The sequence below is a fragment of the Saccharomonospora azurea NA-128 genome (assembly GCF_000231055.2).
In the GTDB taxonomy this organism is placed as follows: domain Bacteria; phylum Actinomycetota; class Actinomycetes; order Mycobacteriales; family Pseudonocardiaceae; genus Saccharomonospora; species Saccharomonospora azurea.
This window is the reverse complement of sequence record NZ_CM001466.1, coordinates 303,878-328,164: the sequence shown is the minus strand read 5'-3', so window position 1 is coordinate 328,164 and position 24,287 is coordinate 303,878. Positions and strand designations below refer to the sequence as shown.

The 24,287-nt window shown below is 70.5% G+C and carries 24 protein-coding genes; 14 read left to right on the top strand and 10 right to left on the bottom strand.

All coding sequences use genetic code 11. From position 1 onward, the window contains the following. Window positions 1-159 precede the first annotated feature (159 nt). Window positions 160-1,308, top strand: a complete 1,149-nt coding sequence (locus tag SACAZDRAFT_RS01580) for a hypothetical protein (RefSeq protein WP_005438002.1) — start codon at window positions 160-162, stop codon at window positions 1,306-1,308. A gap of 133 nt (window positions 1,309-1,441) precedes the next feature. Here the strand turns inward: SACAZDRAFT_RS01580 and SACAZDRAFT_RS01575 are convergent, their stop codons facing one another. Next, the gene (locus SACAZDRAFT_RS01575; protein ID WP_005438000.1) at window positions 1,442-1,840 is read right to left on the bottom strand and encodes a DUF5997 family protein; all 399 of its coding nucleotides are present in this window, start codon (window positions 1,838-1,840) and stop codon (window positions 1,442-1,444) included. A 59-nt stretch (window positions 1,841-1,899) separates the two neighbouring features. On the opposite strand from SACAZDRAFT_RS01575, the gene SACAZDRAFT_RS01570 reads away from it, so the two are divergent. Together SACAZDRAFT_RS01570 and SACAZDRAFT_RS01565 are read left to right on the top strand one after the other, a co-directional pair. Further along, window positions 1,900-2,655 carry a LysR family transcriptional regulator substrate-binding protein gene (locus SACAZDRAFT_RS01570; RefSeq protein ID WP_005437998.1) on the top strand — a complete coding sequence of 252 codons (756 nt, stop codon included), beginning with the start codon at window positions 1,900-1,902 and terminating at the stop codon, window positions 2,653-2,655. Between the two features lie 107 nt (window positions 2,656-2,762). Then, entirely contained in the window at window positions 2,763-4,196 is a 1,434-nt protein-coding gene (locus SACAZDRAFT_RS01565) for an L-lactate permease (RefSeq protein WP_005437996.1), read from the top strand. A gap of 205 nt (window positions 4,197-4,401) precedes the next feature. Here the strand turns inward: SACAZDRAFT_RS01565 and SACAZDRAFT_RS01560 are convergent, their stop codons facing one another. The 4 genes from SACAZDRAFT_RS01560 to SACAZDRAFT_RS01545 form a co-directional block, all read right to left on the bottom strand. Next, the gene (locus tag SACAZDRAFT_RS01560) at window positions 4,402-4,737 is read right to left on the bottom strand and encodes a DUF3140 domain-containing protein (protein WP_005437994.1); all 336 of its coding nucleotides are present in this window, start codon (window positions 4,735-4,737) and stop codon (window positions 4,402-4,404) included. 176 nt (window positions 4,738-4,913) lie between these two features. Then, window positions 4,914-6,458, bottom strand: coding sequence for an amino acid permease (locus tag SACAZDRAFT_RS01555; RefSeq protein WP_005437993.1), 1,545 nt, complete (start codon window positions 6,456-6,458; stop codon window positions 4,914-4,916). Window positions 6,459-6,757: 299 nt separating this feature from the next. Further along, complete coding sequence (locus SACAZDRAFT_RS01550) at window positions 6,758-7,522, bottom strand: EI24 domain-containing protein (RefSeq protein WP_005437992.1); 765 nt, start codon at window positions 7,520-7,522, stop codon at window positions 6,758-6,760. A gap of 61 nt (window positions 7,523-7,583) precedes the next feature. Beyond that, window positions 7,584-8,294: a class I SAM-dependent methyltransferase gene (locus SACAZDRAFT_RS01545; protein WP_005437991.1), complete on the bottom strand. Its 711-nt coding sequence runs from the start codon at window positions 8,292-8,294 to the stop codon at window positions 7,584-7,586. 197 nt (window positions 8,295-8,491) lie between these two features. Here SACAZDRAFT_RS01545 and SACAZDRAFT_RS01540 point away from each other — a divergent pair, with 197 nt between their 5' ends. The 11 genes from SACAZDRAFT_RS01540 (at window position 8,492) to SACAZDRAFT_RS01490 (ending at window position 20,114) form a co-directional block, all read left to right on the top strand. Continuing rightward, window positions 8,492-9,145, top strand: a complete 654-nt coding sequence (locus tag SACAZDRAFT_RS01540; RefSeq protein ID WP_005437990.1) for a DUF1326 domain-containing protein — start codon at window positions 8,492-8,494, stop codon at window positions 9,143-9,145. A 2-nt stretch (window positions 9,146-9,147) separates the two neighbouring features. Beyond that, window positions 9,148-9,954 carry a DUF2182 domain-containing protein gene (locus tag SACAZDRAFT_RS01535; RefSeq protein ID WP_005437989.1) on the top strand — a complete coding sequence of 269 codons (807 nt, stop codon included), beginning with the start codon at window positions 9,148-9,150 and terminating at the stop codon, window positions 9,952-9,954. A gap of 120 nt (window positions 9,955-10,074) precedes the next feature. Continuing rightward, window positions 10,075-11,250 (top strand): ROK family transcriptional regulator, encoded by a 1,176-nt coding sequence (locus tag SACAZDRAFT_RS01530; RefSeq protein WP_005437987.1) that lies wholly within the window; start codon window positions 10,075-10,077, stop codon window positions 11,248-11,250. Beyond that, window positions 11,251-12,273, top strand: coding sequence for an extracellular solute-binding protein (locus SACAZDRAFT_RS01525; RefSeq protein ID WP_005437985.1), 1,023 nt, complete (start codon window positions 11,251-11,253; stop codon window positions 12,271-12,273). A gap of 34 nt (window positions 12,274-12,307) precedes the next feature. Beyond that, complete coding sequence (locus SACAZDRAFT_RS01520; RefSeq protein WP_005437983.1) at window positions 12,308-13,372, top strand: ABC transporter ATP-binding protein; 1,065 nt, start codon at window positions 12,308-12,310, stop codon at window positions 13,370-13,372. Then, window positions 13,369-15,132 (top strand): ABC transporter permease, encoded by a 1,764-nt coding sequence (locus tag SACAZDRAFT_RS01515; RefSeq protein WP_157606906.1) that lies wholly within the window; start codon window positions 13,369-13,371, stop codon window positions 15,130-15,132. Before SACAZDRAFT_RS01520 ends, SACAZDRAFT_RS01515 begins: the two co-directional genes overlap by 4 nt. A gap of 24 nt (window positions 15,133-15,156) precedes the next feature. Further along, window positions 15,157-16,617 carry a lyase family protein gene (locus tag SACAZDRAFT_RS01510; protein WP_005437980.1) on the top strand — a complete coding sequence of 487 codons (1,461 nt, stop codon included), beginning with the start codon at window positions 15,157-15,159 and terminating at the stop codon, window positions 16,615-16,617. Further along, window positions 16,614-17,585 (top strand): carbohydrate kinase family protein, encoded by a 972-nt coding sequence (locus SACAZDRAFT_RS01505; RefSeq protein ID WP_005437972.1) that lies wholly within the window; start codon window positions 16,614-16,616, stop codon window positions 17,583-17,585. Before SACAZDRAFT_RS01510 ends, SACAZDRAFT_RS01505 begins: the two co-directional genes overlap by 4 nt. Then, window positions 17,582-18,565: an amidohydrolase family protein gene (locus SACAZDRAFT_RS01500; protein WP_005437971.1), complete on the top strand. Its 984-nt coding sequence runs from the start codon at window positions 17,582-17,584 to the stop codon at window positions 18,563-18,565. Before SACAZDRAFT_RS01505 ends, SACAZDRAFT_RS01500 begins: the two co-directional genes overlap by 4 nt. Then, window positions 18,562-19,605 carry an SIS domain-containing protein gene (locus SACAZDRAFT_RS01495; protein WP_005437970.1) on the top strand — a complete coding sequence of 348 codons (1,044 nt, stop codon included), beginning with the start codon at window positions 18,562-18,564 and terminating at the stop codon, window positions 19,603-19,605. The genes SACAZDRAFT_RS01500 and SACAZDRAFT_RS01495 overlap by 4 nt, the downstream gene beginning before the upstream one ends. Window positions 19,606-19,805: 200 nt before the next feature. After that, window positions 19,806-20,114, top strand: a complete 309-nt coding sequence (locus SACAZDRAFT_RS01490; RefSeq protein ID WP_157606905.1) for a hypothetical protein — start codon at window positions 19,806-19,808, stop codon at window positions 20,112-20,114. A 25-nt stretch (window positions 20,115-20,139) separates the two neighbouring features. On the opposite strand, the gene SACAZDRAFT_RS01485 is transcribed toward SACAZDRAFT_RS01490, so the two are convergent. The 5 genes from SACAZDRAFT_RS01485 to SACAZDRAFT_RS01465 form a co-directional block, all read right to left on the bottom strand. Next, complete coding sequence (locus SACAZDRAFT_RS01485; protein ID WP_005437968.1) at window positions 20,140-20,727, bottom strand: cysteine dioxygenase family protein; 588 nt, start codon at window positions 20,725-20,727, stop codon at window positions 20,140-20,142. Window positions 20,728-20,862: 135 nt separating this feature from the next. Beyond that, entirely contained in the window at window positions 20,863-22,284 is a 1,422-nt protein-coding gene (locus SACAZDRAFT_RS01480; RefSeq protein WP_005437967.1) for an alanine/glycine:cation symporter family protein, read from the bottom strand. A gap of 125 nt (window positions 22,285-22,409) precedes the next feature. After that, window positions 22,410-23,171, bottom strand: coding sequence for an MBL fold metallo-hydrolase (locus tag SACAZDRAFT_RS01475; RefSeq protein WP_232286331.1), 762 nt, complete (start codon window positions 23,169-23,171; stop codon window positions 22,410-22,412). A gap of 102 nt (window positions 23,172-23,273) precedes the next feature. Then, window positions 23,274-23,816 carry an HPP family protein gene (locus SACAZDRAFT_RS01470; RefSeq protein WP_005437965.1) on the bottom strand — a complete coding sequence of 181 codons (543 nt, stop codon included), beginning with the start codon at window positions 23,814-23,816 and terminating at the stop codon, window positions 23,274-23,276. Window positions 23,817-23,820: 4 nt separating this feature from the next. Further along, window positions 23,821-24,279: a hypothetical protein gene (locus SACAZDRAFT_RS01465; protein ID WP_005437964.1), complete on the bottom strand. Its 459-nt coding sequence runs from the start codon at window positions 24,277-24,279 to the stop codon at window positions 23,821-23,823. Window positions 24,280-24,287: the final 8 nt, after the last annotated feature.

The following is a 24,287-nucleotide window of genomic DNA, read 5'->3' as shown; positions in this document are numbered from 1 at the left end:
ACCCCGGCACGCCCGCGACCGTGCTCATGCACGGCGACGCCACCTGCGTGACCACACTCCGGCAGCCGCCGGACAAGCCTGTGCGCCGTTCGTGCGGTGCCGTTCGGCGTCCGCGTGAAGGCCGATGACACGCCTGCGGATCATCGTCACGGTGGAACGATGGACCGCTCTCTGGATCAGCTCAGGCGACGGCTCCTCATCCACTGCACCCCTTCCCAGGCCCACACGGCCGCCGAGATCGCCACCGCGCACGACACCGGCCTGGTCGTCACGGGCGCCTCGGCGGACACCATCGCCCACCGACTCCGCGAAAAAGGATTCGACGGCCCGATCCTCTGCGACGCCGACCGCTACTCGGGCCCGCGCCGCGTCGACGGCGGACGCGGCATCCGCCCCGCCTGGTGCCGACGGCAACAGGAACTCGGGCTGGTCCCGCTCACCGACTCCGGCTACCTCGAACCGGACAACTGGAACGCCCTCCGCAGCATCCTGCGGGTCGCGGCGCTGCAGCGCAGGCCGGTCATCGCCATGCTTCCCCTGGCCGCACGCTGGTTCGCCGAGAGCCACGCGGTCGACGACCTGGCCCGTGAGCTCGACTCCTACGGCGTTGCGGTCGCGGTGGCGATCGAGCACGCCAGCGACCCGTTCTCGGTCCAGTACGTGGTGCGCCACTTTCTGCGCCTGCTCCGCACGGCCCAGGTGCCGGTACTCCTGCTCCGCAGTGACGTCGCCGCTCTCGGGGCCCTGTGCCACGGCGCGTTCGCCGCCGCGACGGGCACCACGAGCTCGCTGCGCCACATCTATCCTCTGACCTCGAAGGGCATACCCCGCGCCGCCTTCCCCGCCGTCTTCATCCGACACCTGCTCAGCTACCACCGGCTCGACACGTGCGAGACCGTGTTCGCCCGGACCCCGGAGACCAGCCACTTCTGGCTCTGCGACTGCGTCGTCTGCGGCGGGACCACGCCGGACCGGCTGCACGACTCCGACGACCAGTACTCCGTGGCGTTACGGCATTCCCTGCACGCGCAGCTGCTCCTGCACGACGAGATCTTCCGTCACACGGACACCCCGGACCAGCGGGCCAGCGCCTGGCACGAGGCCTGCAGCCACGCGCTGTTCGTCCACCGGCAGGTCGCCGAACATGTGCCCGACTGGCGAACTCCCGCTCACCTGAAGAGCTGGCACACCGTCACCGACGATCCCCTGCGCGGGCGCGCCGGCATCCCTGCTCAACCCACGCAACGGTCGGTTCTCTTCGAGCGACCCGCCGAGAAATGGTCGGCGCACGAGAGGCGTGGCGTATAGGTCGTTATACACAACTCCGGAGCGTGCGATCACGTGTTGTCCGGACCATTGCTCGGGCCAAACAGCCGAGCGGATCCGCCCGCTCACGGAGCGCTGCCGCTCGTCCCCGCGTTACTTCTCTCGCCGCTCGCCCCTACCCCGGCCGCACGGTGTGGCTGCGCCCGGCGTTCTTCTCCTTCAGGCGCGCCAGTTCCTTGCGGACCTCCGCCTGGGTGGCACGCTCGCGCTCCAGCCACGCGGGCATCTCCGCCTTCAGCGCGTTGATCTGCTCCGTGGTGAGCGGGTCGGTGATGCCACCCCGCGCGAGACCGCTGATGGAGACGCCCAGCCTCGCCGCGACGACCGGGCGCGGGTGCGGGCCGTTGCGGCGCAGGTCGCGCAGCCACTCCGGCGGATCCGCCTGCAACGCGGTCAACTCGTCGCGCGAGACGACACCCTCGCGGAAACTCTCCGGCGTCGCGTCGAGATAGATGTTGAGCTTCTTCGCCGCAGTCGCGGGCTTCATGGTCTGGGGCTTCTTGCGCGACGTCATGCCGACCAGCGTAGCGACCGGTATCCCGCCACCGGCCGTGGCGCCAGTAGTCTGAGTCGGTGCCCGTCCCGGACGATCAGCCCTCCTTCACGCTCGCCTACGTTCCCGGAGTGACGCCCGACAAGTGGGTGCGCAAATGGCACGAGCGGATGCCGGCGGTGCCGCTCACGCTCGTCCAGGTCACGCCTGCCGACGCCGCCGACACGGTGCGCGACCGGGAGGCCGACGCCGTCCTCCTTCGCCTGCCGACCGACCGGACCGGCCTGCACGCCATCCCCCTCTACACCGAGACGACCGTCGTCGTAGTGCCGAAGGACCACCTGGTGGCCGCCGCTGACGAGGTGACTCTCGACGACCTCGCCGACGACATCGTCCTGCACCCCCTGGACGACACCCTCGACTGGGAGCAGCCGCCGGGACGTCCGGCGATCGAGCGCCCCGCCACGACCGCGGCGGCCATCGAGCTGGTGGGGGCCGGAGTGGGACTGCTGGTCGTCCCCCAGTCTCTCGCGCGCCTGCACCACCGCCGCGACCTCGTCCACCGGCCGGTGACCGACGCCCCGCAGTCCCGCGTCGCCCTCTCGTGGCTGGAGGACGAGACGACCGACCTGATGGAGCAGTTCATCGGCATCGTCCGGGGCCGCACCGTCAACAGCACCCGCGGGCGCCCGCAGGACCCGGCGACCACGGAACGCACGCGCACGCCGGCCAAGAACAAGGAACCGAAGGACACCGGCCGCGGCCGCCGAACCCGGCACCCACGCTCCGGCGGGCCCAAGAGCGGCAGAGGCCGACATCCTCGCCGCCGCCGGTAGCCGATCGACCGTAGGGAACAACAGATCGTCACCCGCTGCGTGCCCGTGGCCTTGACCGGCCCGAATCGTGTGGACGCACCCGCGCTCGACGAGGCCGGAGGTGTGCGGTGACCCCGGAGGCGGTCGACTTCGTCGTGGCGCTCGCGCCCATCGTCGTCGTCCTGGCCCTGCTCGCGTTCCGGACGTCGTCGCTGTGGGCCGGGGTCGCGGGCCTGGTCGTCGCGCTGGTCGGTGCCGTCGTCGCCTTCCCGCTGGACGGATCCCAGGTCGGTGCCGCCGCGTCGGGAATGGTTCCGACCGTCGTGGAGATCGCGGCCATCCTGCTCGGCGGCGTCGTCCTGGCCGAAGCGATGACCCGCGGTGGTGCGCAGGACCGGATCGCGACCTGGCTGGAACGCGCCGAGAGTGGCGCTGACCGCACCGTGACGCTACTGCTGCTCGTCTACGGGTTGACGCCGTTCATGGAGTCGGTCACCGGCTTCGGTCTCGGCGTCGTCATCACCGCTCCGCTGCTGATCCGTCTGGGCCTGACCCCCGTCAAGGCCGTCGTCTCCGGGCTCCTCGGCCTGGTGCTGGTTCCGTGGGGTTCCCTCGGCCCCGGCACCCTCATCGCCTCGCAGCTCGGCGAGCAGGATTTCACCCGGCTCGGCGTCTGGTCGGCGCTGCTCAGCCTGCCGGTGCTCGTGATCAGCATGGTCGCCGTGTTCGTCCTCAACGTCGGCAGGCCCACCCCGCGGCAGCTCGCGCTGGCGGCCGCGGTCGTGCTCACCGAATGGACAGCCCTGTTGGTCGCGAACCTCACGGTCGGCACGCCGCTGGCCGGCGTTCTCGCCTCCACCGTCGTCATCGCCGGTCTGCTCGTCCTCACCCGTGTCGGCAACGGCCCGCTGCCGCCCGTGTCCCGGCCACTCCTCGTCGCCGTCGTGCCGTATCTCGTCATCGTCGCCGGCATCCTCGCCACCACGGGCCTGCTCGCCGCGACCGCTGCCCACGACACGCTCGGTTGGATCTCCAGCCCGGCGCTCTGGCTGGTGCTCGCCGCCGTCGTCGCCGTCGCGACCACCGGCCTGCCCGCCGCCGACCGGCGACGCCTCGTGCGGCACGGGCTGAGGCGGTGGGTACCGATCGCCGGGAACGCGCTCGTGTTCCTCGTCCTCGGATTCGTCATGGCCTCCACCGGCATGGCCGAACATCTGGCCACCACCGCGGAGAAGGTCGGCTACGGCTTCGTCGCCGCGATCCCCGCCATGGGCGGAATCGGCGGCTATCTCACCGGCTCGAACGTGGGCGCCGCCGCGATGTTCTCCACCGCCACCACGACCGCCGCCACCGGCCTCGGCGCGAATCCGCTCATCGCACTCGCCGGGCAGAACGTCGCCGGTTCCTTCGCCATGATCGCGTCACCGCCGCGGGTCGCCCTCGCTGTCGGCGTCGCACTCACCCCCGGCGAGCGCCTCCCCCGCACCGCGAACGCCATCCTGCTCGGCACCGTCGCCGTGACGGCACTCGTCCTGGGCGGCATCGTCGTGGTCCTTGCCTGACACTGCCTGACACTGCCGGGAGGATGTCGGCAGCCGGCTCGTCGTCGGCCGCGGCGACGCCTGGCCCGGCGAGGGTGACCATCGCCAGAGACAGCACGGCTCCGACGGCAGAAACGCGATTCCTCAGCGCGTTGAATTCTCCATGAACCGCAGTGTGAACGGCTCCGCTCGGTCCACACGGCACTGCTCGAAGCAGACTCGAAGGTCAGTCCCTGAGCGGGTCGTGGCCCCAGTTCATGAGCGAGTACCGCCACGGCGTCTGCGACACGTCGCCGTCGGGGCGCTGAGCGAGGTGCCGGTGCACATAGGACACGACCTTGCGCATGTGGGCGGCGTCGGCCTCGTCCAGATCACCCTTCTTCGCGCGCAGCAGCCGCACGATCCGCCGCCCGGACTCGTGCCCCGTGGACTCGCCACCGGAGCTCTTGTCGCCGACACTGCGCGACTCGGGCGTGCCCAGCCACTTCTCCAGCTCCTTGGCCGTCATGTTGACGGCGTCGTTCCAGTCCTGCCACACCTCGTCGATCCCGTGTGCACTCACCGCAGGCCTCCCCGTCCGTCGCAGCCCTCGTCGGGTTCTACCCCGCCGGAGGCACGGCCACGCCGGTCGCGGAAAGGAAGTGCGCGGAGGAGTCACCGCGAGAATCCGTGTCCGCAACGCCGTGTGGCCGGCCGAACACTGCGTTCGACCGGCCACACGGGTGCGAAGAAGGGGACTCAGCTCGTCCCGGCGGGCGTTTCCGGGTTCTCCGTCTCGCCGGCGGTGTTCTCGGCCTCCTTCTTGCCGAGCAGCGAGTGCCGCTTGCTGTAGGCGAAGTAGACGACCACACCGAGCGCCATCCACACGAGGAACCGCAGCCAGGTCAGCACCGTCAGGTTCAGCATCAGCCACAAACAGGCGGCGATCGCGAGGATCGGCACCAGCGGCACCAGCGGGACACGGAAGCCGCGCTTGAGGTCGGGGCGCTTCTTCCGCAGCACGAGCACACCCGCCGACACCAGGATGAACGCGAACAGCGTGCCGACGTTGACCATCTCTTCGAGCTTGCCCGCGTCGAAGAAGGTGGCGGCCACGGCGACGACGACACCGACGAGGATGTTGACCCGCACCGGCGTGCCACGCGAACCCGTCTTGGCGAGCTTGCGCGGCAGGAGGCCGTCCCGCGACATCGCGAACAGCACCCGCTGCTGGCCGAGCATCAGCACCATGACCACCGTGGTGAGACCGGCGAGTGCACCGACGGAGATGATGTTCGCCGCCCAGTCGACGCCGTGGTAGGAGAACGCCGTCGCCAACGTCTTGCGTCCCTCCGGCGCCGCGTCGGTGGCCAGCTCGGTGTAAGGCACCATGCCGGCGACCACGAGCGACGTGCCCACATAGAGGGCGGTCACGACCGCCAGCGAGCCGAGGATGCCGCGAGGAACGTTGCGCTGCGGGTTGCGCGTCTCCTCGGCCGTGGTGGCCACGACGTCGAAGCCGATGAAGGCGAAGAACACGAGAGACGCACCGGCCAGCAGACCGAACGCACCGTAGACGCTGCTGGAGCCTCCGACGAGCGCGGAGAACAGCGACTGCTCGACCCCGGTGCCACCCGCGTCGCCACCCTCGGCGGCGGGCGGGATGAATGGTGAGTAGTTGTCCGGGCTGATGTAGGCGATGCCCAGGATGATCACGAACAGAATGATCACGACCTTGAGTGCCGTGATCACGAGGCTGAAGCGCGACGACAGCTTGGTGCCGAGCGTCAACAGCGTCGCCAGGATGCCGATCAGCAGCAGCGAACCCCAGTCGAAGTTCACCGCGCCCAGGGAGACCGTGGTGGTGACCCCCGGGCCGAACAACGTCACCAGCACTTCCTGCAGGTACACCGACCAGCCCTTGGCCACGGCGGCCGCGGCGACCGAGAACTCCAGGACGAGGTCCCACCCGATGATCCAGGCGAGGAACTCGCCGAACGTCGCGTAGGAGAAGGTGTACGCACTACCGGCGACAGGCACCGTGGACGCGAACTCGGCGTAGCAGAGCGCGGCCAGCGCACAGGCGACACCGGCGAAGACGAACGCAAGCGCCACCGAGGGGCCGGAGATGTCGCCCGCCGTGCGCGCGGTGAGGGTGAAGATACCGGCACCGATCATCACCGCGACACCGAAGACCATCAGATCCCAGGCGCCGAGGTTCCGACGTAGTCGGGTATCCGGCTCGTCGGTGTCCGCGATCGATTGCTCGACGGATTTTGTCCGCCAGATACCGTTGCCCGGCACGGTTTCCTCCTCGAAACGCCTGGGTTGCAGGATCGGGGCAAACCTAGCCCCTCCGAGGCAGAGACGCTAGAAGCAGATTCCCCGCTCCCGACGATCAGTTGTGGTGCAGGCTGTTCCACGGCGGTCGCGGGACCTGCCCCAGCACGTTCCCGGCGTGCCGGCCGCAGGCAGCACCGGGACACCGTAGCCGAAGCCTCACGCGGCGCGACCGCGGCTCCCGCCGGTTCGCCGAGGCCGGAACGGACACCCGTCTCGACCCTCCCGGATGGACGGCGACGGTCTGTGACCAGGCTTGGACGTCAGGTCACCGGGGCCGGAGCCTCCGGCTCCGTGCTCAGCACCTCGCGGGCCACGAGGACGCCCCCGACGAAGGCGATCGGGAAGACGACGAGCGCGACAGCCGGAATGAGACAGAGCAGCGACGCCGGCAGCCCCAGTCCCCAGGCGAGCCCGCGCCGTCGAGCCAGGAGTTCGCGTCGCTGCCGAAGATCCATGCCGCGCCGGTAGAAGGACACCGCGACGAGTTCGAGCGCGAGGAACCACGCGGTCACGAACGCCATGAGCACGGGCACCACGGTCTGGCCGACCACCGGGATGAAGCCCGCCACGAACAGCGGGAGCGTGAACATCAGCGACCGCAGCATCAGCAGGACGCCGTCCCGCAGTCCCATCCACAGCAGACGCCCCCACGACAGTTCGAGCTCGCTGGGAGCGCCACCGAGGTCGTCCTCCACCTTCTCCGCGATGTGCTCGTAGAAGGGGCCGCCGATCGCGAGCGTCAACGCCGAGAAGCTCACCATGCCGAGCACCGCCGCGAGACCGACGATCGCGACACCGGCGGCGATCCGGATCGTCGTCTGCCAGAATCCCGCCCAGTCGTCCGCGAACGGGGTGATCAGGGCCGAGAGGTCGCCGATCCAGTACACGAGCGCGATCAGTCCGCCCGTCAACAGAGCCGTGGTCAGTACCACCGGCAAGGCGCCGATCAACAACAGCTTGGGCGACCGCAGAAGGATGAGCAGCCCCTGCCCGAAGAACCGTACGCCTCTCACAAAGTCCCGCACGGGTCTTTCCTACCAGTGAGTCGATCTTGGTGACTCCTCGCCCCACCGCGGCGGGGCCTGCTCAGTCGCCTGGACGCGGAACCGCTCTGATGGCCAGGAATCCGGTCGGCTCACGGCTCAAGCGCTCGTAGCGGCGGGGGTCGACGGCGGCGGCGTCGGGTCGCGGTCGCGGTTCCCGGAGCCTCTCGATGAGGAAACCCGCGTCGGCCAACTCGTCGCACGTGCGCTCCAGCGGCGCCAGCCAGTACCGAACCCGCCAGCCCTGGCTCCACACCTCCTCGACGACCCGCACGTCGAAGTAGCTGCCGCCGTGTCGCAACCAGTCGCCCGTGGGGTGCAGCCGCGACAGTACGAGGGCTCCGCCCGGACGCAGCACCCGCCGGAACTCCCGCAACATCGCCGGCCGATCGTCGACGTACTCCATCGCGAGTGCGAAGAGGATCAGGTCCACCGAGGCGTCCGGCAGCCAGTGCAGTGGCTCCGCCAGCTCGTGGACGCGGAAGTCGCCCGAGGGGACGCGTCGGTGGCACAGTTCGATCATGCGCGGGCTCTGGTCCAGCCCGAGCAGCCGGGCGCCCCGCGCCACCAGCTCCTCGGCGTACAGGCCCGGACCACACGCCGCGTCGAGAACGGTGCGCCCGTCGACGTCGCCCAGCAGGTCAAGGCAGGCCGGCCGGTCGACGTAGGCGTTGTAGAAGCCGTCACGGGCGTGGTCGAGGAATTCGTCGGCGAACCCGTCGTACTGCGGGTCGGTCCCCACGTTGTCGGTCACCGCCCCAGTATTCGGGACGACGGCGCCTCCCCGAAGTGACCGGAGGGCGCGGGTCCGGTGACCAACCGTGAGCAGGCGGTGCCCGTGGGGTCGTACGCACGTTGAGCACCGTCGGTACTCCCGGCTCGCGGGAGTAGGACGGCCTCCGGCCGAGGCGTAGCGTCGGCACGGTCGGTATCCGAGACACGGAGGCGGCCATGGATACGACCGCGGTGTCCAGGTGGCATCTCGAAGGCGACTGGTTCGACGTCTGCAAGTGCACGATTCCCTGTCCGTGCTCGTTCGCCCAACCTCCGACCTACGACGACTGCGATGGGGTCCTGCTCTGGCACATCCGTCGCGGACAGTACGGCGAGACCCGGCTGGACGGGCTGAACGTGGCCATGCTCGGCTCGTTCAAGGGCAACGTCTGGAGCGGGGAACACACCGACGCCTACGCTGCGGTGTTCTTCGACGCGCGCGCCGACGACGCTCAGCGGGCCGCCCTGCAGACCGTGTTCGGTGGGCAGGCGGGCGGGTGGCCCGCTCGGTTCTCCTCCATGTTGGGCGCCGAGATGCGCGGCATGGAGTTCGCCGACATCGAGGTGTCGATCGCCGACGACCTGTCGACCTGGGGGGTTCGCGTGCCCGGCAGGGCAGAGGCCCGCGCGGAGGCGTTGACCGGCCCGACGTCGTCCCCGGGCGCCCGGGTGCAGGTGCACAACCTTCCCGGCGCGGAGGTCGGGCCGGGGCAGCCGCCCGCCACGTGGGGCGCCGCGGTCAGCGACCACGCCGACGCCTACGGCTACGCGTGGGATCGTTCCGGCAACTCCAGCAAGCTCATCCCCTTCGACTGGTCGGGGCCCGACTGAGCATGACCCGTCAGGCAGCCGGCCGGGGTGTCCCCTCGCTCCGTGCGTGGAGCGGTGTCGAGTGGGCGCTCGCCGCGGCACTGCTCGTCCTCGCCGCGGCGGCGTGGGTCGTCACGAGTGTGGTGGCGATGCCCGACATGCGGCTGGGCATCCTCGCCGGCCCGTCGCCGATGGGCGGGGACATGGCGGCGATGTCCGTCGGCCTGGGCCTCTTCGTCCTCACCTGGGTGGTGATGATGGCGGCGATGATGTTGCCCGCCATCACGCCGTTCACGGTCGGCGTCCGCACGTTGCTGCCGGCGGGGACGCGGACGCGTCGCGTGCTCGTCGGGTTGACGCTCGGCTACCTCGCGGTGTGGAGCGCCCTCGGCCTGCTCGCCTACGCGGTGGTGCGCGGCTTCGACACGGTGGCCGAGTCGGGGAGCACGACCGCGGTCAAGACGGGAGCGGTCGTACTGCTCGTCGCGGGCGGCTATCAGTTCACCCCGCTGAAGCGGTGGTGCCTGGTGCGCTGCCGCTCGCCGCTGGCGCTGGTCATGCGACACGGTCCCCAGGCGTCCCGCGGCCCCGTCGGGGCGTTCGCGGTCGGCATGCGCCACGGCGGTTACTGCGTCGGGTGCTGCTGGGGGTTGATGGCGGTGCTGCTCGCCGCGGGCGTGATGAGTCTGGTGTGGATGGCGGTCATCGCCGCGGCGATCACGATCGAGAAGGTGCTGCCGCGCCCCGAGCTCGCCGGCCGGCTGTGGGGAGCGGGCCTGCTGGGCGCGGGTGCGGTGTTGTTCCTCGCGCCCGGCCTCGTCGCCATGTGACGCACGTCAGGTCGACGGAGCCTCTGAATCGTTGTCAGCTCGCGGGCTCGCGCTGCGTGCCCGAACGACTACGGAAATCGAGGGTTCCGCACTTACTTCGGATGCCGTATAAAGTTCGCCATGTCGCACGAACGGTCGGCGCCGACCGGACAGGAAGCGTTGCGCCGCATCCGCACCGGAGCAGTACTCGCGGCGCTGCGGGAGCACGGTCCTGTGTCTCGGACGGAACTCGCCGAGCTCACGGGCTACCGGCCTTCCTCTCTCACGATGATCGTCCGGGACCTCATGGCCTCCGGCCACATCGTCCAGGCGGGAACGGGCGGCTCCTCGGGAGGCCGCCGCCCGCACCTTCTGGAGTTCAATCCCTCCGCGGAATCGCTCGTCGCGCTCTCGCTGGAGGGCGAGCAGGCCAACGCCGACGTCGTCGACCTCTCCGGCGAACTGCTCGGCGGACACAGCCGCCGCGTGGATCCAGCGAGACCGCTGGACGACCTGGTGGCCGTCACCACCGACGCCCTCGACGCGCATCCCGATCCCCGGCCGAGCCGCGTGGTGTTCTCGCTCCCCGGTGTCGCCACGGAGAAGGGCTCCGTGACCCTCTCCCCCGTCCTGCGGGCACTCGGCGAGGACTCCCTGGCCACGGCGCTGTCCGAGCGGTCGGGCATTCCGGTGCAGGTCGAGAACGACGTGAACCTCATCGCCCTGGGCGAGCGCGAGCGCGGTGCCGCGGCCGATGTGGACGATCTGGTGCTCATCCACGTCGGGTACGGCATCGGTGCCGCCGTCGTGAGCGGCGGGTCGCTGTGCCGGGGCGCGGCCGGGTTCGCCGGGGAGATCGGCTTCCTGCCCACGAGCGTGCCGCCCGACCCGCACACCGGTGACCGCGGCCGGTTCGAGCAGCGGTGGAGCGTCCCCGGTATCAGCGCCGCACTCTCCGAGGTGAACGGTCACCGGACGCTGGATCCGGTCGCCGAACTGGCGGCCCGGGCCGACGAACCCGCGGTGGCGCGGCTTCGCCGCAACGTGATCGAGGCCTGGGCCTTCGCCGCCGTCGTCTGCGCCTGTGTCACGAACCCGGCGCGCATCGTCTTCGCCGGAGCCGCACCCCAACTCGGCGAGGCCGGTCTGGCCGAACTCGGCGAGGTCGTGCGCGCGTCGGCTCCGTCCGCTCCCGAAGTCGTCTACGCCGCACTCGGCGCGCAAGCCCTGAACGTCGGTGCGGTCTCCCCTTCCCTGTTGTCCCACGCTGCGGCCCCGACGCAGTCACCGCAGTCATCGCCACGAAAGGGCAGCTGAATGCGCAGAATCCTCACTCTCCTGGCCGGTGTGCTGATGCTCGCCGGAACGACCACCGCCTGCGGCCTGGAGTCCGCGGGAGCCGACGGTGGGTTGACCATCTACACGGCACGCGACAAGGGCCTGGCCGAGAAGGTGGTGCAGGACTTCGAAGCGGCGAACCCCGAGTACGAGGGTAAGGTGCGCCTGCTGACGCTGGGCGCCCAGGAGGCGTTCGAGCGCGTGTCCGCCGAGAAGGGCCGGCCTCAGGCCGACATCTGGTGGGGCGGCACGCAACAGCAGTTCAGCCTCGCCGCCGAGCAGGACCTGCTCGCGCCCGCGCCCGCGGAGGTCCGCGACGCCGTGCCGGAGCGCTACCGCGACGCCGACGGCCGCTGGCTCGGCGAGATGGTGCTCCCCGAGGTGATCTTCTACAACGAGAACATGCTCAGCCCCGAGGAAGCCCCGAAGGACTGGGATGACCTCGTCAAGCCCGAGTTCAAGGACAAGATCGCCATCCGGGACGTGGCCGCGTCCGGGACCATGCGCAGCATCTACTCGGCGATGATCGCTCGTGCCGACAGCGTCGAGGACGGTTACGACTGGCTTCGCGAGCTTGACGCCAACACCAAGGTCTACGCCGCCAACCCGACCGACCTCTATCTGCGGGTGCAGCGTGAGGAAGCGCCCGTGAGCGTGTGGAACCTGCAGGACGTGCTGCTGCAGCAGAAGAAGCACGACGCACCGTTCAAGCCGATCTCGGCGGTCTCCGGCGACCCGCAGCTCGTCGACGGTGTCGCGAAGATCAAGAACGGGCCGAACGGCGAGGCGGCGGACGCGTTCCTGTCGTTCCTGCTCGGTGAGGACACCCAGAAGGAGCTCGCCGAGGAGTACTACCAGCTGCCGACCGTCGAGCTGGAGCAGGAGCCGAGCTGGCTCGCCGAACTGGACCTGACCGAGATGCCCGTGGACTGGGAGCGCGTCGCTGCCAAGGAGAAGGAATGGATCTCCTACTGGAGCGAGAACATCAAGAACAAGCAGTGACGGCTCCGGTCCCCGCCCGAAGGAAACCCTACCCATGATCCCTGTTCGCCTGGACCGCATCAGCAAGAGCTACGGCGCGAACGCGCCGGTGGTGCACGACGTCGACGTCACCATCGGCGCGGGCGAGTTCTTCACGCTGCTCGGACCGTCCGGCTGCGGCAAGTCGACGACGTTGCGCATGATCGCGGGCTTCGTCGCCCCCAGCAGCGGCCGCATCCTGTTCGACGGTCGTGACATGACCGCGGTGCCGCCGAACAAGCGCGGCACCGGCATGGTGTTCCAGAACTACGCCCTGTTCCCGCACTACGACGTCGCCCAGAACGTCGCGTACGGGCTGGTGTCGCGCAAGGTGGCGAAGGACGAGCGCCGCAAGCGGGTCGCCGCCGCGCTCGACGCGGTCGGCCTCGACGGGTACGCCGATCGCCGGATCGACCAGCTCTCGGGCGGCCAGCAACAGCGGGTCGCGCTGGCCCGGGCGCTGGTCATCAACCCCGCGGTGCTGCTGCTCGACGAGCCACTGTCCAATCTCGACGCGAAGCTGCGGGAGGAGATGCGCACGGAGATCCGCCGGGCACAGAAGGACGCGGGTATCACGAGTGTCTACGTGACCCACGACCAGAACGAGGCGATGGCGATGAGTGATCGCGTCGCCGTGTTCGACGCCGGAAAGCTGCACCAGATCGGCACGCCGCGCGAGGTGTATCACCGTCCGGCCTCGGCGTTCGTGGCGCGCTTCATCGGGCGCAGCAACGTGTTGCCCGGCGAGGTCGTGGGCCGGGAGGGCGAGCAGGTGGCGGTGCGGGTGTCCGGCGGGAAGACGGTGCTGGCCGGACATCCGGACGATCTGGCCGTCGCCGAGGGGGACGCCGTCGCCGTGTCGGTCCGGCCCGAGCACCTCACGTTCACCGACGCGGGTGCCGGGACGTTCGACGCCGAGGTGCGGGGAATCGAGTTCACCGGGTCGCACTGCCAGTTCGACCTGCGGGCCGGTGACCTCGACCTCGCCGTCACGGCCGCGGACCGGGTGGACCTTCCGCGGCTCGGCGACACGGTCGGGGTGCGGCCCGAGTCCGGGCGCGCGTGGGTGGTGCGACCGTGAGCGCCCCGACCATGACGCCGCCCCGCGCGGCGGACGAACCGGCGTCCTCCACGCCGCAGCGTCGGCGGCGGCTCACGCCCGACGGCGACCGGTTCGTGTACGTGCTGGCGCTGCCGATCGTGGCCGTCCTGCTGTTCCTGGTCGTCATTCCCATGGCGACCACGGCGGCCGGTTCCACCGGCGGCGACGGCGCGGCGGCCAACTACGGGAGCCTGTTCGGCGGCGCGTCGGGACAGGCGCTCGTGCTGTCGGTGCTGACCTCGCTCGCCTCGGTGGTGTGCTGCGGCGTCATCGGCACGCTGCTGGCGGTGCTGATGCACCGCTTCGACTTCCCCGGCCGCCGGGTGCTGTCGGTGTTCGCGGTGCTGCCGATGGCGTTGCCTCCGCTGATCGGCGCCGTGTCCTTCGTGCTGCTGTACAGCGAGACGGGCATCGTGCCGCGCGCACTGTCGGAACTGTTCGGCATCGCCCCGTCGACGACGTCGGTGGGAGGTGTGGCCGGGGTGATCCTCGTGCACGCCTTCACGATGTACCCGTACTTCTACCTGTCGGTGTCGGCGGCGTTGGCGGGATTCGACGGGTCGCTGGAGGAGGCGGCCACGAACCTGGGGGCGAGCCGTGCACGGGTGTGGCGCACCGTGCTGCTTCCGATGCTCACGCCCGCGCTGGTCTCGGGTGCGCTGCTGACGTTCATGATGTCGATGGCGTCGTTCACGGCGCCGCAGCTCTACAACGTCCAGACGCTCACGATGGAGATCGTCTCGGCCCGCACCTCCGGCAACCAGGCGCTGGCCGCCACCCAGGCGACGGCGTTGACGGTGGTGTCCATCGCGTTCCTGGTCGGGATGCGCTGGTACCAGGGACGTCGAGTGCATCGCAGCCTGTCGAAGGGCACGCCCGGCGCACGTCGCTCGCCCGGCTCGCTGCTCGCCAAGGCCGGCGCGGGAGCCGGCAGCCTCGTGCTCACGGTGCTGCTGATGGCGCCCGTGCTGGTGATCGTGCTCGTGTCGTTCTCGGTCGACAGCTCGTGGACGCACCAGGTGCTGCCGAGCGAGTACACGCTGGACAACTACACGCGCATCGTCACCGACCCGCAGAGCCTGCTGCCGGTCTCGGTGAGCCTGCAGATGAGCCTGATCGCCACGGCGGCCGCGATCCTCGTCGGCGCCGCCACGGCGTGGGTGGTGGCCCGGTGGAAACTCCCCGGCCGCTCCGCCCTCGACGTGATGATCATGCTTCCGTGGGCGCTGCCCGGCACGGTGATCGGCGTGAACCTGGTGACCGCGTTCAACGAGCCGAACGCCGGAAACCTCGGCCTCACGCTCGTCGGGACGATGTGGATCCTCCCGGTGGCCTACTTCGTCCGGTTCGTCCCTCTGGTGTTCCGCTCCACGAGCGCGTCGCTCGACCAGATGGACCCGTCCCTGGAGGAGGCGGCCCGCAACCTGGGTGCCGGGCCGATGCGCGTGCTCCGCACCGTCACGCTGCCGCTCGTCGTGCGCGGAGTGCTCGCCGGTGCGCTGCTCGCCTTCGTCGACGGTGTGGGCGAGTACGTCGCGTCGGTGGTCATCTACCCGCCCGGGCTGCCCCCGATGTCCGTCGAGATCTACAACCGCATCTACTCCTCCGAGTTCGGCAGCGCCGCCGCCTACGGAACGTTGCAGATCGTGTTGATCCTGGCCGTGCTCGTTCTGTCCAACCGGCTCGGTGACGGGCCACGCAAGAAGTCCACCGGCGCCACCGCGCTGCCGGTGGGCTGACCGCACAACGGAGAAAGTTGCCTCATGCCTAGTCTGTCCACGTACTGGCAGAACCACCTCAGGGTCGCGTTCGAGGAGTCCGCGCCCCAGCTGTACCGGCCGATGCTCGAAGCGAGCCTCGCGCACGTCGTGATGCTCGCCGAGCAGGGGCTGCTCCCCGCCGAACGCGCGCGGGCGCTGCTCGCCGGGCTGCGGCGGCTCCTGGCCGAGGAGGACGACCGCCTGGAGTTCGACGGCAGCGTCGAGGACGTCTACTTCCTCGTGGAGCAGCGACTCGCCGCCGCCGCGGGCCTCGCACCGTCCGAGTTGGATGTGCAGCTCGCCCGGTCGCGCAACGACCTCGACGCCGGTGTGTTCCGGATGGTGCTGCGCGAGAACGTGCTGGAGCAGGCTCGGCTGGCGTGTGCGGCGGCGCACGTCGCCGCGGCGCAGGCCGATCGGCACGCCGACGTGCTCATCGTCGGCTACACCCACCGCAGGCCGGCCCAGCCCACCACGCTCGGCCACGTGCTCGCCGGGTACGGCGAGGCGCTGCTCAGCCAGGCCGACGAGCTGCTGTCCGTGTACGACGAGCTCGACGTCTCACCACTCGGCTCGTGCGCGTTCGCGGGCACGGACCTGCCGATCGCGTCGGAGCGCCTCACCGAACTGCTCGGATTCCGCGAGACCTTCACGTCGTCGTACGAGGCCGTGGCGGGCGCCGAACACCTCGTGCGCACCGGTGCCGTGCAGGCCCGCATCCTCGCCACCGGGGCGCGGATGGCGCGCACGATGCTGGACTGGATGACGTTCCGCTGGGTCGTCACGCCCGACTCGTACTGCCAGGGCTCCAGCATCATGCCGCAGAAGAAGAACCCGGTGGTGCTGGAACACATGTGCTCGATGGCCGGGGCGGCGGCGGCCGACCTCGCCGCGACGCTGAACAACGTGGGTGCCGCCTGGTACGAGGACTCCAACAACGCGACCACCGACGTGCAACAGCACCTGTGGCGGGCCGGTGACCGCGCGGTGCGCTTCCTCACCCTCATGCACGGCCTCCTCGGTGAGCTGGAGCCGCTGGAGCCGCCCACGCCGGAGGACGTCGTCGCGACCGGTGCCACGACCACCGCCGTGGCCGAGGCCCTCGCCGCGGCGGGTGTGCCCTGGCGCGGCGCACACTCCGTGGTCGGTGCCCTCGTGCGTCAGGCACCTCCGGCCGCGTGGACCACCAGGCTCGTGGCCGACGCGATCGCCGAGGCGGGCCTGGAGGCCGACGACACCGTCGTGGAGGCCGCGCTGGCCGCGGGTCTGCGACCGCAACAGGTGCTGGACCGGCCCCAACCCGGTGGCCCCGGCTCCGCGGCCGTGCGCACCACGGCCCGGCGGGTGGCCGAGCGTGCCGGTGCGCTCACGACCGAGTTCGACGCGCGCCGCGCCCGCCTGCGCCAGGCGGAGGACGCACTGACCGCCGCGGTCGACGCCGTGCTCGCCGGGGACCGTCAGTGAGCCCGGTGGTGTCGGGCGAGACCGTGCCCGACCGCATCACCGTCGTCGGCAACGTCAACCTCGACGTCGTCGTGGCCGGAGTCGCCGCGCTCCCACCGCCCGGGACGGAGCAGATCGTGCCCTCGATCGCCGTCCGTCCCGGTGGCTCCGCCGCCAACACCGCGGTCACGCTCGCGCAGCTCGGGCGGGACACCGTGCTCGTCGGACGCGTCGGCGAGGACGGCACCGCCCGGCTGCTCGACGCGGAACTGGACATGCCCGGCCTGCGCACGCACCTCGTGCGCGCCGCCGGGGAGTCGACCTCGGTCACCGTGGCCGCCGAGGCTCCCGGGCACGACCGGGCGTTCCTGTCGGCGCTCGGCGCGCTCGCGGGCATGGACGCCAGCGCCGTGCCCGCGGACGTGCTGTCCAGCCGGTTCCTGCTGCTGTCGGGCTACTTCCTGCTGCCGGTGCTGCGCGACGAGCGGGCCAGGGCGTTGTTCTCCGCCGCCCGGGATGCGGGCGCGCGGACCGCGCTCGACACGGGATGGGACCCGGGGAACTGGTCGGCGACCACCCGGGCCGAGGTGCTCGGGCTGCTGGAACAGGTGGACGTCTTCCTGCCCAACACCGACGAGATCCGCGCGCTGGCCGATCGGTCCGACGTGACCGCGGCGGCGCGGTCCGTGGCGGAGAGCAGTGGGACGACGGTGGTCGTGAAGTGCGGCTCCGAGGGCGCTCTCGTGGTGTCCCCGGACGGGGCCGTCGTGGAGTGCCCGACGCCGCAGGTGCGCGTGCAGGACTCCACCGGTGCCGGTGACGCCTTCAACGCGGGGTTGTTGCACCGGCTCGCCGAGGGATACTCCCCCACCGAGGCGGCCGACTACGGAGTGCGCGTCGCCGCGACGGTCATCAGCAGGCCCTCGCACGACCGCCGCTTCTCCCCGTCGGACGTCCTGCCCGCACGACGAGACGGAGTATCGGCATGACCAGCGTCCCCACCGTGCAGGGCACCGAGATCGTCGACTTCCACCTGCACTTCCGCATCGACCAGGACCCGGCGACGAGGGATCTCTCGGGCGGTCAGTTCACCTGCGCCGACCCCGACGAGCAGGCTCAGCGTCGACGGCAGGACCTCGTGGCCGCGCAGTCGGCCCGCTGGCGGCGGGCCTGGGACTTCCCGGATCCGCAGCCCTCGGACGAGCGGACCTGGGAGGAGGAGGCCGACCTGTGGCTCGACGAGCTGGACCGGCACGGCATCGCCCACGCCACCTTCGTCACCGGCGGCGGTGACGACCGGGTCGCCGAACTCGTCGCTCGGCACCCGCAGCGCTTCTCCGGCATGGCGAACCTGCGCGACCTCACCGCACCGGGTGCGGCCGAGCGGCTTCGGCGCGCGGTGACCGAGCTCGGTCTGCGCGGGCTCAAGCTGTTCGCTCCCCTGCTTCCCCACCGGATCGACGACCCGGCGGCCGACGCGGTGTGGCGGGTGGCGGCGGAGTACGAGCTTCCCGTGCTCATCCACTTCGGACATTGCGGGTCGAGTGGCGGGATCGCGCACAACGCCCACATCGAGCCGGCGTGGTTGGAGTCGGTGGCCAAGCGCCACCCCGGCATCCCGTTCGTGATCCCGCACTTCGGGGTGCAACACGTGCAGCAGGTGCTGTTCCTCTGCTGGGCATGTCCCAACGTGCACGTGGACACGTCGGGCTCCAACCAATGGGTGCGCTGGATGCCCTACAAGCTGACGCTGGAGGACCTGTTCCGGCGCTGCTACGAGACGATCGGGCCGGACCGCATCGTGTTCGGCAGCGACTCGTCGTGGTTCCCGCGCGGATACTGCTACCGCTACCTCGCCGACCAGCTCCGCGTCTGCCACGAGATGGGCATGCCGGACACCGACCTCGGCAAGATCTTCGGCGGGAACGCCGCTCGACTGCTCCGGCTTCCCCGAGGAGGACACTCATGACGACCACCCCTGTGCCCGGCACCGAGCCCGGTGGCTGGATGGCGCGGGAGATCGCCGAGCAGCCACAGGTCCTGGACGCTCTCGCCCGGGACCGCTCCGCCGTGGCCCGCATCGCCGAGCACGTGCGACGGTTCCGACCGCGTTTCGTGCTCTTCGCCGCTCGCGGTTCGAGCGGACACGCCGCCCTGTACGGGAAGTATCTCGTGGAGGTCCAGCTCGGACTGCCCGCGGGTGCGGTGTCGCCGTCGACCACCACGTTGTACGGCGCCGATCCGGATCTGCGCGACGTCCTGCTCGTCGCGGTCAGCCAGAGCGGCGGATCTCCGGATCTCGTCGAGGTCACCGAGTCGGCCCGCCGCCGGGGCGCGCTGACCGTCGCGGTGACCAACACCGCGGACTCCCCACTGGGTTCGGCGGCCGAACACGTCCTGGACATCGGTGCGGGCCCGGAACGCGCCGTGGCCGCCACCAAGACGTACACGGCGAGCCTGCTGGCGCTGTCGTTGCTGGTGTCGGAGATCCGGGGCGGCGTGAGTCCGGACGTCGACCGGATCGGTGAGCTGGCCCAGCGGTGCCTCGACGACAACGCCGAGCGGGTCGACGCCGCGGCGCACCGCCTGCGCTTCGCCGAACGCATCGTCACGACGGCACGCGGCTACTCGCTGGCCTCGGCGGCCGAGACGGGACTGAAGTTGGCCGAGACCAGCTACCTCGTCACCCGCTCCTACAGCGGGGCCGATCTGCTGCACGGACCGATCGCGGCGGTCGGGTCCGACACCGTCGTGCTCGCGTTCTGCGGTGGGGGTCCGGGCGGCACCACGATGTCCGACGTGCTCGACCAGGTGTCGCGGCGCGGAGCGGACGTCCTCCGCGTGGGCCCGCTTCCCACGCACGACCTTGTGGTGCCCGCTCTCGACGAGGACCTGGCGCCGGTGCTGGAGATCCTGCCGCTGCAACGGCTCGCGTGGCGGCTCGCGGTCGCGCGCGGTCTGAATCCCGACCAGCCGGCCGGGCTCCGCAAGACCACCGAGACCCGGTGATCCCGGCGGGTGGCCGGTTGCTGCCACGAGCGCGCCTTTCCGCTGACCGGACGGCTACCGTCGTCCGGTCAGCTCAGGGGAAGGAGCGGCTCCCATGCGTCCTCGCGCGACCGTCACCGTCGTCGGTCTCCTCCTGCTCGCCGGTTGTTCCTCGACCGGACCGGGCACTCGTCGCGTGGGCGGAGACGGTGTGCGCGCAGGTGAGCGCCCTCGACGAACTGCGGCCCGAGGACGGGACGGAAGCCGCGCCGTACCAGGTGTCGTCGACGGTCGGGCACGCGCTGGACGAGCTGGCCGCTCTCGACGCCTCGGGCCTCGCGGACGCCGACAGCTACGTCGCGACGTTGACGCGCGCTCTCGAACGACTGCGGGACGAACTCCCCGCGGGTGCCGACGCACCGCCTTCCCCGGAGCGAGTCACCGCACGCTCCGGCACCCTCGCGACGTCACTGCACCTGGCCCCCAGCTGCACGCCCCTGGACCCACCGCCCGCGATGACCACCGAGTGACCGCCGCGCTGAGCAGCCGGGCCGCTCACTCCGCCCGGTCGAGTGTCGGCAGGTCGTAGGCGCGGCGGATGCTGCTGCCGAGTCGGTGGATGTCGGCGCCGTAGATGTGCAGCGAGACGACCAGCTCCTGGCAGCTGTTGCGCACCCGGTGGATGTCCCCCGGCGGGTCGAGTGCCGACACGTCGCCGACGACGTTGACGGTCTCACCGACGCGCACCAGGTGGGACCGGCCGCCCACCTCGCGGACCTCGTACACCTCTTCGGTCTCCTGGCCCTCGACGACGCCCGTCACGCACCACGACACGTGGTCGTGCACGGGCGTGGCCTGCCCGGGCAGCCACACGAGCGCGACGATCGAGAACGTGCCGGAGGGTTCGACGTGCACGATGTGCTGGGTGTAGTGGTCGGGATCGTGCCAGCGCAGGTGCTCGGGCAACGGGAGACCGTCCGCCAGCCGGTCGGACAACACCGAGCCCACTCGCGTCGCGACGTCCGATACTCCCTCGGCTGTGGTGTCGCCGTCGGTGCTCTCGGTGCTGTGCACCACCTCCCGCACCCTGGACACGAGGTCGGCGAACTCGGGAGTCGACGATGTGCTGGTCCGCGTCGTCATGGGTCCTTCCTTTCCACGCCGCGGTCGGGATCTCCGACCTCGACAGGCGATCTACGCCTTGTCGAGCATGGCCAAGGCGCGATGCCGGGGGAAGGACCCATGACGACGTGTCGACCGCTCCGCCGCCGAGCGTGCTCAGGTCAGGGTGTCGGGGCGGGAGCGCCGCAGAACGTCCGTGCCGTGCAGGGTCGGCTCCAGGGGCTGGTTCAGCAGATCGGGGTCCACCGCGAGGTACTGCTTGGTCTCCCGGGCGATCAGCCCCGCGCACACCACGAGCCCGATCAGGTTGGGCAGCGCCATCAACCCGTTCATCACGTCGGAGAACGTCCACACCAGGCTCAGCTCGGTGGTCGCCCCGATGAGGATCACCACCGTGAACACCAGACGGTAGGGCACGACCCCGCGGACACCGACGAGCCGCTCCATGCAGCGTTCCCCGTAGTAGGCCCAACCGAGGATGGTGGAGAACGCGAAGAACACCACACTCACCGTGACGATGTAGTGGCCCCACTCGCCCGGCAGTCCGCGGGTGAAGGCCTCCGCCGTCATCTCCGCGCCCTCGATGCCCGACGACCAGGTGCCGGTGGTGACGATGACGAGTCCCGTCATGGTCACCACGATGATCGTGTCGATGAAGGTCTGCGTCATCGAGACCATCGCCTGGCGGACCGGGTGCCGGGTCTGGGCCGCGGCCGCGGCGATGGCCGCCGATCCGAGTCCGGACTCGTTGGAGAAGATGCCGCGGGCGACGCCGTACTGCAGCACGATGATGAACGCCGAGCCCAGGAAGCCACCGGTCGCCGCGGTGCCCGTGAAGGCGTCGGAGAACACGAGTCCCAGCGCCGCCGGGACCTCGCCGATGTTGAGGAGCAACACGGCCAGTCCACCGAGGACGTAGACAATGATCATGAAGGGGACGAACGAGGCGGTGACCTTGCCGATCGACTTGATGCCCCCGATCAGCACCGCTCCGGCCGCGATCGTGATGACGACGCCCACCGCCCAGGCCGGCACGCCGAACGAGCTCTCCAGCGAGGCGGCGACCGTGTTCGACTGCGTCATGTTGCCGATCCCGAAGCTCGCCAGGACCGCGAACACCGCGAAGGCGATGCTCAGCACGAGTCCGAACCGGTTCGGGATGGCCTTCGCCAGGTAGTACTGCGGACCACCGGACATCTCGCCCCGCGCGTCCTTGGTCCGGAAGCGCACCGCGAGGAAGGCCTCCGAGTACTTCGACGCCATCCCCAGCAGGGCCGTGATCCACATCCAGAACAGCGCGCCGGGCCCGCCCCAGTAGATCGCGGTGGCCACCCCGGCGATGTTGCCGACCCCGACCGTGGCGGCCAGGGCGGTGGTCAACGCCTGGTAGTGGGAGATGTCACCGTCCGCACCCTCGTCGTGACGCTTGAAGAGAGCGAGCCGCAGCGCCGGCACGAGCTTGAGGAACTGCACCCCGCCCAACCGGATCGTCAGGTACAGGCCGGCACCGAGCAACAGCGGGATGAGCAGGAACGGACCCCACACCACGCTGCTGATCTCGCTGAGGATGTCCTCCATGTCGCCTCCTTGCCGACTCTGGTGAGCTCGCGACAGCATAGAAGCGTCGTCACCGCGTACTCGTGGGGGGCGTCACTCTGTCGGGTCACGCGCGCTGATCTCGGTCACAGACCGCGCTCACGGACTCAGGAAGGGCCACGTCGGCGGGCGAGCTCGACGAGCCGACCCGCCCCGCCGGTCCAGGCTTCACCGTGGCCGACGAGCACCGTCGTGGCCTTGGTGTCCGCGATCGCGTCCAGCGAGCGCAGAGCGCGCTCGGGGTCCACGGTGGCGGCCCCGGACACGAGCTGCGGCCCCCGGGTGCCGCGATACGGGTTGAGCGTCACGACGGCGTCTCCGGCGATCACGGCGTCGCGTTCCGGGAAGTGCAACGCGCACTGTCCCAGCGTGTGTCCGGGGGTGAACAGGACTCGCGGTCGTCCGGGCACGTCCAGGACGCCCTCGGGCATCCGGTGCACTTTCTTGATCGGCTGCGGCCACCACGCGCGTCGGGCCAGGAAACCCACGGCGATCGGCAACGCCTTGATCTGCGTCAGCAGGTACCACCACAGCGGGCGGTCCCTGCCGTACTGCCTCGGATGGCGGGTCAGCGGTACGTCGTTCTCGTGCACGTAGACCGGAACGCCGACCTCGAAACGCAGCCGCTCCGCGAATCCGAGGTGGTCGAAGTGGCCGTGGGTCAGCACCAGTGCCTCGATGTCCTCGGGCCGACGACCGAGTTCGTCGAGCGCCGACAGCAACGACCGCCAGGAGGTCGGCAGGCCGGCGTCGACGACGGTCAGTCGTTCGTCCTCCTCGACGAGGAACCAGTTGACCGACGCGTCCTCGACGCAGTGGATCCCGTCGGCGACGTTCTTCGTCAGCATCCCGCCTCCAGTCGCGGTCACGGTCGAACCCGTCACCGGGACCTACCCGCGACGCCGCCGGTCCATACCCCCGTCCGTCCGATGCGCGCCCCGAGTCGGACGCTGCGACCGGAGGGCGGTCGATCACCGCCACAGTGGCTGCCGCACTCCCAGCGCCCGGTTGCAGGCGACCGCGAACACGGTGACCAGCACGACGCCCACGGCGATGGCCAGCAGCTCCCCGGCCGAGGTCAGCAGCCCGAGGCTCACGATGAGCGTCGTCGCGCCGGCGGGTGCGTGCGGGCAGTCCAGCAGTCGCAGGACCAGCGCGGTCACGGCGACCGACAACGCCGCCGCGCCGACACGTGCGCCCGTCAGGCCTTCCTCGAACACGGGTGGGTGCTCCGTCAGCCCGAAGGCGACGAGACACCCCGCGCCGGCGAGGATGGCCACACCATGACCGAACAGGCTGTTGCGTGGCGCGGCCGACTCCTCCAGCGGCGACTCGAAGAACAACATGACCGTCGGGCCGAGGCTCGGGAACAGGTACGGCTGTCGGGTGACGAGGGCGATCGCACCGACAGCCGCCAGCACCGCCAGGCACAGCGTGAACGCGTAGGCGGCCGTCCCGACCCGGCCGGCTCGCCGACGGGCCGCACCCAACACACCTCCGGGGTCGTCGGCCACGACGTCACCTCGCCGCGACGAGGGCCTGCGGGGCGGCCTGCTTGATCCGGGTGCGCAACCACAGCAGGTGTCGCGCGGTCTCCCGCTGGTGGGTTCCGACCACCTCGAGCAGTTCCCGGTCGCGCAGCCCCTGGGCGGCCTGGTCCACGACGGTCCAGGTGATGTCGGTGAGGCTGGCGAGCGTGTAGAGGTCCTGCAGGTCGCGCAACAATCCCACCGGGCCGGAGCGGGTACCCTGCAGTCCCGCTGCGTGCAACCGCTCCGGTTCGGACTCGCGGTGTTCGCCGTAGCGGCGCACCAGCGGGACGAGGGCTTCCGCCTGGCGTTCGGTCCGTTCGGCGAGGAGCCCGCAGAGGTACCACACGTCCGGTTCGTCACGATGCCCGCGAGCGACCTCGCGGAACGCGGAGCCGAGGGTGGTCAGCGACTGGTGCAGCAGCCCCAGGTACGTGGCCAGGTGCATGGCGAGAC